At 67.7% G+C, this 12,663-nt stretch carries 11 protein-coding genes; 2 read left to right on the top strand and 9 right to left on the bottom strand.

Features of this window, described 5'->3' with window-relative positions; all coding sequences use genetic code 11:
- Positions 1-13: 13 nt before the first annotated feature.
- The 9 genes from HD597_RS03865 to HD597_RS03830 all read right to left on the bottom strand — a co-directional run bounded on the left by HD597_RS03865 (position 14) and on the right by HD597_RS03830 (position 11,046).
- Positions 14-613, bottom strand: a complete 600-nt coding sequence (locus HD597_RS03865) for a hypothetical protein (RefSeq protein WP_253740283.1) — start codon at positions 611-613, stop codon at positions 14-16.
- 482 nt (positions 614-1,095) lie between these two features.
- A complete protein-coding gene (locus tag HD597_RS03860; RefSeq protein ID WP_253740282.1) occupies positions 1,096-4,377 on the bottom strand; it encodes an AfsR/SARP family transcriptional regulator in 3,282 nt (1,093 codons plus the stop codon).
- A gap of 264 nt (positions 4,378-4,641) precedes the next feature.
- On the bottom strand, positions 4,642-5,085 hold the full coding sequence (locus HD597_RS03855) for an SRPBCC family protein (RefSeq protein WP_253740281.1): 444 nt from the start codon (positions 5,083-5,085) through the stop codon (positions 4,642-4,644).
- A gap of 43 nt (positions 5,086-5,128) precedes the next feature.
- Positions 5,129-5,482, bottom strand: coding sequence for an ArsR/SmtB family transcription factor (locus HD597_RS03850; protein WP_253740280.1), 354 nt, complete (start codon positions 5,480-5,482; stop codon positions 5,129-5,131).
- A complete protein-coding gene (locus HD597_RS03845) occupies positions 5,479-5,937 on the bottom strand; it encodes an SRPBCC domain-containing protein (protein WP_253740361.1) in 459 nt (152 codons plus the stop codon). Before HD597_RS03845 ends, HD597_RS03850 begins: the two co-directional genes overlap by 4 nt.
- Positions 5,938-6,177: 240 nt before the next feature.
- Positions 6,178-8,340: a M6 family metallopeptidase gene (locus tag HD597_RS03840; protein ID WP_253740279.1), complete on the bottom strand. Its 2,163-nt coding sequence runs from the start codon at positions 8,338-8,340 to the stop codon at positions 6,178-6,180.
- Between the two features lie 442 nt (positions 8,341-8,782).
- A complete protein-coding gene (locus tag HD597_RS03835) occupies positions 8,783-9,976 on the bottom strand; it encodes an ROK family transcriptional regulator (protein WP_253740278.1) in 1,194 nt (397 codons plus the stop codon).
- Between the two features lie 102 nt (positions 9,977-10,078).
- Positions 10,079-10,201, bottom strand: coding sequence for a hypothetical protein (locus HD597_RS64205; protein WP_276082684.1), 123 nt, complete (start codon positions 10,199-10,201; stop codon positions 10,079-10,081).
- 335 nt (positions 10,202-10,536) lie between these two features.
- Positions 10,537-11,046, bottom strand: coding sequence for a winged helix-turn-helix transcriptional regulator (locus HD597_RS03830; protein ID WP_253740277.1), 510 nt, complete (start codon positions 11,044-11,046; stop codon positions 10,537-10,539).
- 83 nt (positions 11,047-11,129) lie between these two features.
- Between HD597_RS03830 and HD597_RS03825 the strand changes: the two genes are divergently transcribed.
- A complete protein-coding gene (locus HD597_RS03825) occupies positions 11,130-11,948 on the top strand; it encodes a DUF899 family protein (RefSeq protein WP_253740276.1) in 819 nt (272 codons plus the stop codon).
- 183 nt (positions 11,949-12,131) lie between these two features.
- Positions 12,132-12,596, top strand: a complete 465-nt coding sequence (locus HD597_RS03820) for a winged helix-turn-helix transcriptional regulator (RefSeq protein ID WP_253740275.1) — start codon at positions 12,132-12,134, stop codon at positions 12,594-12,596.
- Positions 12,597-12,663 lie beyond the last annotated feature (67 nt).

The following is a 12,663-nucleotide window of genomic DNA, read 5'->3' as shown; positions in this document are numbered from 1 at the left end:
CGTGGAGGTGATGTCACCCATATAACCACCGAGCACGCTGAAGGCGTGCACGTGTCCTTCCATGGAAGGCTTCCTGCCCGCACGACAGCGAGACACGGTGCACTGCCTTGCCCGAATACGACAGGCGGAAGACGAACAGGTAGCAGACCGTCGGCTTGCCGGCCAGGTTGACGACGACGTCGCCGAAGTCGACCTGGGCGTCGACGCCGGGCCGGTGTTCCTGGTCGATGGGGACTTCCCGAGGGGGCCGGCCGGCCTGCACGCGGATCTCGGGGCGCCGCCAGGCCACATAGCCGCAGACGGTGGAGTAGGAGATCCCTTCCATGTCGTGCTCGGCGATCAGCCGGTCGTAGATACGCCCGCTGGTGTGCCGCTGATTGCGCGGAGCGTTCAGGTCTTCACGCAGCATCTGGTCGATGGCCCGCTTGAAGGCGTCAAGTCGCGAACGGCGGGGCGGCGGCTTCTTTCGCGGTTGCGGCCAGGGCGACGTCAGTGCTTCACGCACTGTCCGGCGATGCACGCCGTACTTGCGAGCCAAGGCCCGGACCCCGAGCCCTGCCCTGGAGTCCCGCCGGATCGCCGCGTAGATCTCCACTCTGGTCATCCGCGCCATTCGCGCCCCTCCGGATCAGGAGCACAAGCAGCGTCTCATCACAATGTCTGTGGTGGGGCCAAAAGCCATCGGAACGTCACCGGGTGGCTACGCCATGCACTGACGGTGGGGCCAAAGCCGACGCGTAAGTGGGGCCGACTCACGCGCGTAGAACCACCCGCGGCTCTTGACGAGATGGCGACATGGCGCACAGCAGGCACGCAATCGAAGACACCCTCTGACCACCATCCCGTGAGCTGACGATCTCGGTGGGGGGCCGTGGGTGCCCCTTGAGCGGCGCGGATCGCCACCTTGTCCGTGAGAAGGGACCCAGATGCGGGCCTATCGCTGGGGGATCGTTCCGGACGCGGTGATCGCCGAGCGCGCCGCCTGATCTCGACTCTGGGGGAGAGGGACGTCGAGCACCACGGGAAGTTCAGTTCGGCCTTGTGAGCTTGCGGGGACCCAGCGGCTGGCATCGTCCACTGTGGAACCGGCGTCCCTCAATCTCCTGCGGGTCCTTCGATGAGGGCACCGACGGTGGCGGCTTCGGGAGTGCCGACCGCGGAGAACAGATCGTGAGCTTCGCGCCAGAAGCCCTCAGCGGCGAGCGCCCCGCCCTTTTTGTGCAGAGCGTCGCCGATCACCCGGAGGGCTCGCGCCTCACCCAGGCGGTGACCTGTCGCGCGATGCAGGGCGACTGCCTGCTTCGCCCGGATGACGGCGTGGGGCCAGGCGCCGCGTTCGATGCCGATCTCCGCGAGCGCGGTGAGGGCGAGGCCCTCCAGCACGCGGAAGGAACGGTGGCGGGCGATCGTGTGGGCCCGTTCGGCATGCGCGACGGCCTCCGGCAGGTGGCCGAGCTTCGCGGCGGCATTGGCGAGGCCGATCAGGCTGGCGACTTCTGGATGCCGATGATTGCCCTGTTTCGACGCGTCGAGCGCCTCCTGGTAACGGTCGAACGCCTCGCGGTACCGGCCGAGATCGTGATGGACCGCGCCGAGAACGTTCAGGGCGCCGGCCTGGAGGATTCGGTCCCCGAGGTCCTGGCACATCGTCAAGGCCTGATCGGCGAGCTCGATCGCCTCGGCGTGGCGTCCGAGGTCACGGTGAACGGCCGCCAGCAGGACCATGCACTCCAGCTCCACACCGCGGTCCCCGGACTGGCGACAGAGGGAGATGCCTTCGCTGAGCAGCCGGACCGCCTCGTCGAGCCGTCCTAGGCTGTGGTTCACCTCGCCGAGGTTGCAGATGTAGACGGCATGCTTGTCCATGGCGAGGTTCATGGCCTGATCGAGGTGGTCGAGGGCGAGCTCCAGTTGCCCGAGCTGGGCGTAGGCGACTGCCAGATTGTTGAGAAAGGAGTCCTGCCCGCGCGTGTCGTCAGCCCGTCGAGTGAGGGCTTGGTTGAGGTGTTCGACGGCCTCTTGCGGATAGCCCAGGCGCAGATGGGCGTTGGCTAGCCCGGCCAGGGCGAAGGCCTGGCAGTCCAGCCAGGCGACCTCCTCCGCGAGCGACAACGCCCGCGCGTAGGGCCCCATCGACCGCTCGGGGCGGTCCTGGAACGTCTGGGCGTTGGCGAGGCTCAACTGGATCACGGCCTGGGCCGCCCGGTCGTCGACGGCGACGGCGGCGGTCAGGGCGGATCGGGCACAGGAGAGCCAGTCCTCCAGGCGCCTGCTCAACCAGAAATGGCCGCGCAACGCATCCGTCAGCAGCCACACCATCTCGCTCTGACCGTGCCGTGGCGCGTCGTGGATCATCGCGACCAGGTTGGCGTGTTCCGCCTCCAGCCAGGCCACGGCGCGCTCCTGGCCGTCGAAGGTCACCGGACTCACGGTGTCCATGAGTGGCGGTGGCGGCAACCGTACCCAGTGGGGGTGGAGGATCTCGGCGGCGGCGAGCACGCTGTGCAGGTGCCAGTTGTACAGGCGCCGTTCGGCCTCCAGCAGCGCGCCGGGAGTATCGTCGGAGCGCGCGTGGTCGGCGGCGTAGAGGCGGAGCAGGTCGTGGAAGGTGTATCGGCCTGGGCCGTGCATGCGGATCAGATGGAAGGACGCGAGCGCGTCCAGGTTTCGTCTGGCCTCGGCGATCGAGCAGCCGGCCAGCGCGGCCGTGACCTCCGCGGTGAAATCCGCGCCGGGCACCAGCCCGAGCAGGCGAAACACCCTGCGTTGCGGCTCGGGCAGGGCGGTGTAGGACACATCCAGCGTGGCACGGACCGCGGCCGCCTGGTCGCTGCCGGCTTCCAGGGCTGCCAGCCGATTGTCGCGTAGCTCGCCCACGTAGTCGGTCAGGCTCAGGTGCGGGTTGGCGTCGAGGTTGGCCGCCGCGATGCTGAGTGCCAGCGGCAGACGCGAGCACAGTTCGCCGAGTTCCGTCTCCGCCTGCGGAGCGGCACGCAGGCGTTCTTCGGCGAGGAGCACGGCGAGCAGGGCATGAGCCTCGTCCGGCGAGAAGACGTCGAGAGTGACGCGGAACGCGCCTTCCCGGGCGCCCAGCCCACGTAGCTGGCTTCGGCTGGTGATCAGCACCTGTGACTGCGCGCCGGGGAGCAGGGGGCGTACCTGCGCCTCGTCGCGGGCGTTGTCGAGGAGTATGAGCGCGCGCCGCCCGGCCGTCAACGTACGCAGCAGTGCCGACCGCGCGTCCAGCTCGGCCGGGAGCTGCTCCGCCGCGACCCCCAGCGCTCGCAGCAGCATCTCCACGGCGGCGGCGGGTTCGACCGGCGCGTCGGGTCCGAATCCGCGGAGATCGAGGTAGAGCTGGCCGTCCGGGAATCGATCCTGGACCAGGTACGCCCAGCGGATGGCCAGCGCGGTCTTGCCCACACCCGCAGGACCGTCGACGACGATCGGCCGCGGCGCCTGGCCGCCGGACACGAGTTTCTCCAGCGTCGCCAGCTCGGCGAGTCGGCCGGTGAAGTGCGTGATGTCAGCGGGGAGCTGACGGGGGAGCACCGCCGAGGGGACCGGGCCGGGTTCGGCCGTTCGCGGCGGTGGCGCGGGTACGCCGTCCGGCTGCCCGGACACGGGTGCCGTGCTCGCCGGCGCGGAGGGGACCAGCAGACCGTGATCGCCAGTGAGGATGTCGTGATGCAGTTTCCGCAGCTCGTCACCGGGATGGATGCCCAGCTCCTGCCGGAGGATGTCGCCGACCACGTTGTAGACCTGAAGCGCCTCGGCCTGATGGCCCGATCGATACAGCGCGAGCATGAGCTGAGCCCACAAGCGCTCGCGCAGCGGGTGCGCCGCCGTGGCCGCCTTGAGCTCCACGACCAGCTCGTCATGGCCGCCTGACCGCAGCCCGAGCTCGAACCAGCGTTCCATCACCTGCACGCGCTGCTCGTTCAGCACCAGCACGTGGTCGCGATAAAGCGACTCGGACGGAACATCGACCAGGGCCGGGCCGCGCCACAAGGCCAGTGATCGCTGGAGCAGATCGGCCTCACCCGCCTCGTCACCGGCCTGGCCCGCCCTCTTGGCACGGCCGACGAGATCGAGGAAGACGGCGACGTCGAGATCTTTCTCTGCGAGCTGCAGGACGTATCCCTCCTCGCGGGTGTGGATCAGCTGCCCGTCGTCACCTCGATCGCGCAGGATCCGACGCAATCTGGCGATATGTGTTTGAACGGCCCCACGCGCGTCGTCGGGAGTCTCCTTCCCGTCCCACATCCGTTCGGCAAGCTGATCGAGCGATACGTGCTGGTTCGCTTGCAAGAGCAGAGTGGCCAGCGCTATTCGCTGCTTGAGCGCCGACACGGTCACCGGGACCCCATCACGCACCACCTCAAGGGCGCCCAGAACACCAAACCGTGTCCCCATGGAGAAACGATGCCACAGTTTCCCGGTAGACGCGGTGTCCGGCTCGGCGCCGCACGCGCTCATCCGAGCCACAGGACGAGCGCGAGGGGCGGCAGGGAGTAGTCGGTCGCGGTCTTGGCCAAGGTGACGAGGTCCCGCATCGAGTCGTCGCAGGTTCTCCGGCCGCTCGTCCCGAGGGTGAGCCACGCCCGGCGGGTGACCGCAGGCGCGTGAGCGCGTGGAACGTCAGTTCCAGTTATCGATCTTGACATCGTGCGGATCCGGAGCGCCCTTGCCCGTTTCGACCAGCGACTTCAGGCTCATCAGGAAGACTCCCCACTTGGTGCTGCAGTGGTGCATGAACTCCACCGGCTCCTTCCAGCCTTCGTGCTTGAACAGGACGATGGTGTAGTTGTCGGCCTGACCGAGGTCCCAGATCACGTGCGTGCCGATCCACTCTTCGGGTCCCTCGACCACCTCCCACAACACGCGCTTGCCCGGATGAAGGTCGAGGACCTTCATGTCGAAGCCGCCGGCTTCGAACCGGAACTGGAGCACGCCGCCGACGTCGTCGCCTTCGCCGTTCGTGTCGGTCGTCCACCAGTCGGCGAGCCCCTGGGTGGTGGTCAAGGCCGCGTAGACCTCGGCGACCGGCGCTTTGATGCCCACTCTGTGCAGGATGTCCACCATGGCTGTTTCTCTTTCCGGTCTTGGCGCGGGGTTCGGTGTGAAGTCACTGTCCGGTGTCGTGCTGGTCCTGGCTGCGCTGAATCGCCTCGGCGATCCGCTTGATGCGCCGGAGCCTGGCGTCCCAGGCTGCCCCGACCGAGGACAGCTGAGCGATGGCGCGGGCGAGCTGCGTTTCGTCCACCCGGTACCTCTTTTCTCGCCCGGCAGGCGATGCGTGTACCAAGCCGGCGCGGTCGAGCACATGCAGATGTTTGGCGATGGCCTGCCGGGTCACAGGTAACCGCCGGCTGAGACTGGTGGCGGTGGCCTGGCCATCGGCCAGGAGCAGGTCGAGCATCCGCCGGCGGATCGGGTCCCCGACCGCCGACCATAGATCGTCGTCGAGCGTGGTAGTCATCGGGTGGACACCAGCGCGAGGTAATCCCCGAGCCGGGGCACGAAGGTGTCCCAGCCCGTGCTGTGGTCGCGGTACTGCTCCTCCAGTTTGGCCGCCTCCCAGCCCATTTCCCGGAATCCGGTCTCGGTGAGGCGAATCGTGGTGCCCGTGCCCGAGGGGGTGAGCTCGAAGGAGACCAGCAGGGAGGCGGCGGAGTCTTCGAGGTCGCCGTCGGGGTGGCACCAGCGGAAGGAGAACAGGCGGGGCGGCTCGGTCTTCTCCACGACGATCCGCACCACCTGCGCCCTGTCACCCCAGATCAGCTCGCCGACGGCGCCGGGAGTGGCTTCGAGGACGGCGTCATCGGTCCACCACTGCGCGATGTGCTCGGGACGGCTGACGACCTCGAAGGCCACTTCGGGCGAGGCATCGACATGGATCTCACGTTCGATGGTGCCGTACTCCATGCGGGTCACTCTCCTCAACGCGCAACCTTTGGTTGCGTGGAATCGTAGTGCGGCCGATGAGGTTACGCAACCATCGGTTGCGCGAGAGGGCGCGAACGGCGGTGGACCCTGGGGAGAGTCGTCAAGAGCCGCACGTGCGGCTGTTGTGCGGGGCGCCCCGGCCGGTTCCCGCCGCAGACGAACGTGGTGCACTCCTGGCGTTGATCCGCCGGGTGTGCACCACGCTCTGTCAGGCTGGTGTCTCGAAGATCAGCCGCCGCCACCCGGCTGGACGGCTCCGTTGACGGTCAGCTTGTACGGTGCGTACTGCTGCACCTGCTCGGTCGGCTCGTCGTAGGCGACGATCGCCACCACCGTTGGGAACTTCCTGAAGGGCGCGAGCTGCAGCTCGTTGAGGCTGAACGCATCGCGGCCGCCGAACTCGACCTGGTGGACTGTCGTCTGCTCTCCGTCCATGCCGACCAGCCGCACGTTCCAGCGGTGGACTGGCGTCGGGAGGATCTCCGTCGGCGAGTCGAACGGCTCCAGGCTGGACCCGTCGCTCACCGTCGTGCCGCCGACGGTCACATCGTCGACCAGCAGACCGCCGTCGTTGACGCTGCCGTCGCTGACGTAGCGGAAGCCGAGCAGGATCTCCTGGCCGGCGTAGGCGGACAGGCTGAAGGTGTGCGGCTCGAACCCGGTCGTGGTGCCGTTGAGGCCGGGGCCGAGCGGCGCGGTCGCGGTCCGGTCGCCTGGGATGGCGGTGTAGGTGCGACCGCCGTCCGTGGAGACGATCACGTAGGCGTAGTCGAAGTCCTGCTCGGCGCCGTACTTGGCCAGGAAGCGCAGCGTCGGATCGGCGGCCGGCACGTCCACCCGGGTCACGGCCGCGACGTTGAGGTTGCTCACGTTACCCGACCACAGCACCGGGTTGCCCTGCCGGTCCGGGTCGTCGGGGACGACGGTCCAGGCCAGCGGGAGCGACGGCAGCGTCTCGGCCCCCTGGAACGACAGGGAGCTCAGCACGTCGCTGCCCATCCTGCGGATCGGCACGAAGTCTGCACCGTTCGGCGCCGCGCCGGGGGCGGCGTAGGCGGTCGGGTTGTCCAGGTTGAGGTCCGAGTTCAGGCTCGCCGAGGTCACCCGTTCACGCGGCACGCCCGTGGTCGTGCCGCCGGCGCCGAGCAGCCGGTCCACCAGCGCCATCGTCTGGAAGTCGTGCAGTGTCTGGTACAGGTCGGTGTCGCCCAGCGCCGCCTTCAGACTGGCCAGTCCCTGCAGGTCGCCGTCGCGGTGCAGCCTGCTCATGAACGCGGCGCCGTACCGGTCGTAGAGGAACAACATGTACGCGTACGCCTGGCCGTAGTCGGCCAGCAGCGCGTCCGGGTTGCCCTCCCCCCAGAGGTTGAGCGAGTTCTGCGGGCCGCCGCAGTCGCGCGGGTTGGGATTGTGTGGCGTCTGGACGATGCCGAATCCCTGCCAGCAGTAGATGTGGTTGTCGTTGCCCGGCTCGTCCACGCGGGCCTTGGCGTTGACATAGCCGGTGAGGGTCTGCGCGAAGTCCGACAGGCCCTCGTTCACCCAGACGGTCTCGAGGGGGTCGGTGTAGTAGTGGAGCAGGTGCTGATACTCGTGCGCGAAGGTGCTCTCGTACAGGTACGGCCGCGCCCCACGCGAGGTGCACGGGTCGCCGGTCGGCTCGTCCGGCGGGTTCGCGCCGGTGCGGTGCAGCCAGTCGAAGGCGTCGATCGTCATCACGTTGCGGTCGAACAACGAGTTGAACTGCGCGTTGAAGAAGCCCGCGATGGACGTGGGAGCGGCCGGGAAGGTGTAGAAATTGGCATCCCGGACGTTGTCGACCAGCGTCACCGTCCGGTCGCCGGCACCCGTGTAGACGCCGCCGTTGCCGTTGGCGTCCGGGCCGAGGGTGGCGTGGGTGCCGTCGCGGTCCGGCGCCGTGCTGAAGGCGGCCGACTCCTTCGGGTAGATGTTGGTGTCGAACTGCTTGACCATGTCCGCCACCTGGGCGTCGGTGATCTGCACCGACGACGGCACCTGTGCCCGGCAGTCACCTTCGGGGAAGGCCAGATCGTTGGCGACCCAGATCTCGATCTTGTCGCCGACCGCACGCAGCGTGTAGTCCTTGCGGTAGATCTCGCCGTTGTAGTCGTCGAGGCCCAGCCACTGGCGTACGGTGCCGACCGGCGGCGTGTCGGCCGCCTTAGCCGTGACCTTGCCGGGCTTGTCGGCCTTGTAGGGTGAGGCCGCCTGGACCGGCTTGCCGTCCAGGGTGAAATCCTTGCGAGTCAGCTCCCTGGTGTCGCTCGGGGGAGGCCCGGAGGCAGGCTCGGCCGCCGCCGCGGGTGTCGCGGTCAGTGACGGTAAGAGGAGAAGTGCGCATGCTAGTGCGATGATTCGGCTGCGCGCCATGAACCTTCCTTGTGACGAGTCTGGGCGGAAAGAGAGCGACCATGCCTGGGATTAACGATATTCCGGACAAACGGCAAGCAAGACAAATAGCGGGGCATGTATAGGAACCGCCCCTCAGGTGGTGGCTTGGTCACCGAGATACTCGTGGCACATACCGGTCGGTCAGCGCGGGAGTAGCTCGCCTACCCCGTACCCAGGAATTCCCCGGCGAGGAGAGAGTCGCGGATATGTCGCAGAGACCGCGCAAAAATTTCCGTTCCGCGCCCGGAGCGCTTACTTGCTGTGAGTTTACCGGACAATGACCACATGCGGTATGGCCGCCATTGTGGGACGAAAATACGTTACTCGACGCCATGCGATGACCTCTACGGGAAAAATGCCAATGTGCGAATGATTGCGGACAGCGGAGGCAGGGGCGGCCACCCATCGAAGCCGGTCGGCCTCACATCCGGTCGCTGAGCAACGCGCCCAGACGAGGCGCGTACGTGGTGTGAAAGACCAGCGAGGCCGCACCGATGGCCGCGGCGTCGGCCGCGATCGGCGAGGTCTCCACCCGGACCGCGTGCAGCCTCCTGGCCAGCGACCTGCCCGATACGGCCCGCTCGATCGCCTGACGGTAGATCCCCCCGACCTCCCTGAGCGCGGGACCGCCGAGCACGAGCAGGTCGATGTCCAGCATGTTCACCAAACTCACGGCGGCGTCGGCCAGCCGTTCCGCGGCCCGCTCGATCACCCGCCGCGCCAGCGGCTCCCCGGCTGCGGCCGCCGCGCAGATGGCTGCGTGATCGGAGCGGCCGTCGGCCCCGGCGGCCCGCATGGCCGCCTCGATGGCGCTTGGGCAGCACACGGTCTCCACGCAACCCCGGTTGCCGCAGTAGCACTCGGGCCCGCCGGGCTCCACCGTGATGTGCCCGAACTCGGCGGCGTTCAGCGACCTGCCCCGGTAGACCTGGTCGTCCAGGAAGAGCCCGCCACTGATGCCCGTCCCGAGGTAGAGGTAGGCGAAGCTGGGCGTGGAGCGCGCGATGCCGGCCCACCGCTCGCCGATCGCGGCCGCCGTGGCCTCGTTGTCCACGGTCACTGGGAAACGGGAGTGCTCCTGCAGCAGCTCCTTGATCGGCACCCGGCCCCACCCTGGTAGCCGGGGCGGCGACACCATTACGCCGTCAGCGTCCAGCGGCCGGGGGCAGGCCAGCCCGACGCCCAGTACCTTGGTGTCCGGAACCCCGGCCTCACGCAGGATCCGGCGGACCGCCCTGGCGAGCTGCCGGATCACGGTCTCGGGCCTGGCTCCAGGCCGTACCGGCTGGTGCAGCCGGGCGACCAGCCGTCCCGCCAGATCTGTTAGCACCCCTGACAGTTCCTGCTGATCGAAGTGCACGCCCACCGCGTATCCGGCCCCGGCCGATGCCCGCAAGATGGTGGGTGGCTTGCCACCACTCGACGGCGCGGACCCGTCCTCGACGACCAGTCCCTCCTTCAGCAGCTTGCGCACGATGACGGACACGGTCTGGGCGGTCAGACCGGTCATGGCGGCGATCCGCACACGGCTGATGCCGTCCGAGGCCTGGATCGCCTCCAGGACCACGGCCCGGTTGTAGGTCCCGACCTTCGGCAGGTTCGTGCCCTGCTGCATGGTGCCCACCTCTGAGGCTTGAAGGTTGCGGTTGCTGAGGCGTCCACTTCCATCTGGTGGCGATGGTGTCCGGCAACCTCGCGAGGCAGCCTGCCGGTCATCTCAGCAGGCGGGTGAACGAGCGTATGCCTGCTGGGGGCGGATGGACTGCTGGGCGTAGTAGCCGAAGCCGTCCGTCTTGACGTTCTCGAACCTGGCAGCGTGTCTGGCCAGTTCCGTTGTCACGACCGCACCCCAGTCCAGGAACTCCACGACCGATCCGGGCCAACTTGCATTTTACAATCAGTTCTCTATAGCAAGCAGTTGAAGCCCGCAACTAGTTCGAGGCTGTCGGCGTGGGTGCTCCGGCGGGCACATCCTCGGCAGTCGGAAGAGGGCGCGAAGTTGGACCGCGGGTGAGTGGGGTCAGTGGCCGCACGGGATGGCGCGCGCCGCCGATCGACGATGGTGGGCCGGGCGACCTTGCTGTGGGGTCGTGGCAGGAGTGCGACCGTTTCGCCGGCTTCTGGTGCCGCGCGGAGAAGGCGTCGCGGATGCCGTCCTCGCAGCGCTGTCGTGAGTCAGGAACTCCCGGCGTGGTCGCGTGCGAGCGCGCAGGCGGCCTGCATCTGTGCAGTGACGGTGGGGGCGTCAGGTGCCGGTCGTCGGCGGGCTTGCGGCCCGAGGTGGGTTTCGCGAAGTTCGTCCATGAAGGTCTCCCAGACCGGGAGGCCGCCCGCGAGCACCTCTCCACGGGCGGCGGACTCTTGATCCACCGGCAGGTGCTGGATCCCCCAGACGGTGATCTGGGCGAAGACGGGCACCAGTTGAATGGCCTGCTCGGTCAGGCTGTAGACGACCTTCTGCCGGTGGGCGGGGTCGTGGGACCGGGTAAGGAACCCCCGTTCCAGAAGCATGGTGAGCCGGCCGGCGAGGATGTTGGAGGAGATCCGTTCGGAGCCGTTGAGCAACTCACGGAAGTGGCGGACGCCGCTGAAGATGATGTCGCGCAGGATGAGCAGGGTCCAGCGGTCACCGAAGATCTCCAGCGACAGACTGATGGGGCATCCTGACCGCATGTCCTTCGACACCGTACCCGCCTCCGAACCGGTTGCCTTTGAGAACCATTATTCCTAGATTGAAACCGGTTGCGAAATGACAGCAGGAGGCAGTCATGAAGGATACGTCCACAAGCCTCGGCGCCGCGGCGGCCGGGGCCATCAGCGGTGCGAGCCTGCCTGCGGCAGTCGACCGGGCTACATTCCAGGCCGAACTGGACGAGCTGCGGGCTCGGGAGAAGGCGCATACCCGGGAGAGCGACGCGATCGCCGCGGCCCGGCGCCGCCTGCCCATGGTCGAGGTCGACGCCGGCCTTGTCCTGATCGGGCCCAAAGGGCCGCTCAGCCTGCTCGAGGCGTTCGAGGGGCGCCGGCAGCTCATCGCCTACTACTTCATGTGGCATCCCGGTCGGCCCGCGGCCGAGCAGTGCGAAGGCTGCACCTGGAACAACACCCAGGTCACGGAGTCGTCCTACCTTCACTCCCGCGACATCACCTACGCGGTCTTCTGCCAGGGGCCCTACGACGAGAGCAGCCGGTATCACGACTTCATGGGGTGGGACATGCCGTGGTATTCGGCTCAGCCCTCCCTGGGTGAGCTTCTAGTCGGGCGTCAGATCGGCTTGATGCACCTTGTGTGTTACGTACGGGATGGCGACCGCGTCTTCGAAACCTACTGGACGACCCGCCGTGGCGTGGAGGCGGTTGATTACAACTACACGCTCATGGACCTCACCGTGTTCGGACGTCAGGAGCCGTGGGAGGACTCGCCCCCCGGCTGGCCGCAGCAGTGGGGGGCCGGCGCCTCCGACCACGTCACCCGCTTCGACGGGCGCCCCATCGCCCAGTGGTCGCGCGTGGACGCCGGACGCTCCGACGACCTCGGCACTGGCCTACGCGACAACCCCGAAGGGCCGGCCACCGCTTGTCACTGATCCCGTCTGCTCGGGTGTCGCCGGGCTGATGGTCTCGAGTAAGTGTTCGCCCGCGCCACGGTGGCGCCGTGCTGGTGCTAGGGAGTCGAGCCGCTCGTTCCCGGCGCCGAGCACAAACTTGCATATGCAAGTTACGCCATTCATATACTTTCATGATGCAAGCATTCACGGTAAAGTGAGTACATGCTCGGGAAGACCTATGACTCACAGGAGTGCTCGATCGCCCGCACTCTCGAGGTGGTCGGCGAACGCTGGAGCCTGCTGATCATTCGCGACGCTCTTTTCGATGGTGCCACCCGCTATAGCGACTTCCAGCACAAACTGGGCATCGCGACCAACATCCTCAAAGCTCGGCTCGACGGCCTCGTCGAGGCGGAGCTCATGCGGCGCCACAGGTATTCCGAGCAACCCGAGCTGTACGAGTACCTGCCGACCGAGAAGGGGCGCGCGCTCGCGCCCGCGCTGGTCGCGCTTTCCGAATGGGGCGACCAGTGGGCGACCGACGGGGAGCCGCCCGTCCTGTACACCCACGCGGTGTGCGGCACCGGCGTCGCCCAGCGGACGGTGTGCGACCACTGCGGTCGTGTGGACGACCCAACCGAGATCCAAGCCGTGGTCGCGCCTGGCCGCTTATCGCAGAAGGTCTGACCTCCGGTCGTACCGGCTCGGTGATCTCTAAGGCAAGCAGGCCCTCACGATCGCCCGGACCAGCCTC

The sequence above is a fragment of the Nonomuraea thailandensis genome (assembly GCF_024172165.1).
Classification (GTDB): domain Bacteria; phylum Actinomycetota; class Actinomycetes; order Streptosporangiales; family Streptosporangiaceae; genus Nonomuraea; species Nonomuraea thailandensis.
The sequence above is the reverse complement of the archived record's forward strand: the minus strand, read 5'-3'. Positions and strand labels throughout refer to the sequence as shown.

Excerpts from the sequence above, each read along its gene's own strand:
- HD597_RS03840 (WP_253740279.1), bottom strand. The coding sequence starts at position 8,340 with ATGGCGCGCAGCCGAATCATCGCACTAGCATGCGCACTTCTCCTCTTA.
- HD597_RS03820 (WP_253740275.1), top strand. The coding sequence starts at position 12,132 with ATGCTCGGGAAGACCTATGACTCACAGGAGTGCTCGATCGCCCGCACT.
- HD597_RS03835 (WP_253740278.1), bottom strand. The coding sequence starts at position 9,976 with ATGCAGCAGGGCACGAACCTGCCGAAGGTCGGGACCTACAACCGGGCC.
- HD597_RS03825 (WP_253740276.1), top strand. The coding sequence starts at position 11,130 with ATGAAGGATACGTCCACAAGCCTCGGCGCCGCGGCGGCCGGGGCCATC.
- HD597_RS03850 (WP_253740280.1), bottom strand. The coding sequence starts at position 5,482 with ATGACTACCACGCTCGACGACGATCTATGGTCGGCGGTCGGGGACCCG.
- HD597_RS03855 (WP_253740281.1), bottom strand. The coding sequence starts at position 5,085 with ATGGTGGACATCCTGCACAGAGTGGGCATCAAAGCGCCGGTCGCCGAG.
- HD597_RS03865 (WP_253740283.1), bottom strand. The coding sequence starts at position 613 with ATGGCGCGGATGACCAGAGTGGAGATCTACGCGGCGATCCGGCGGGAC.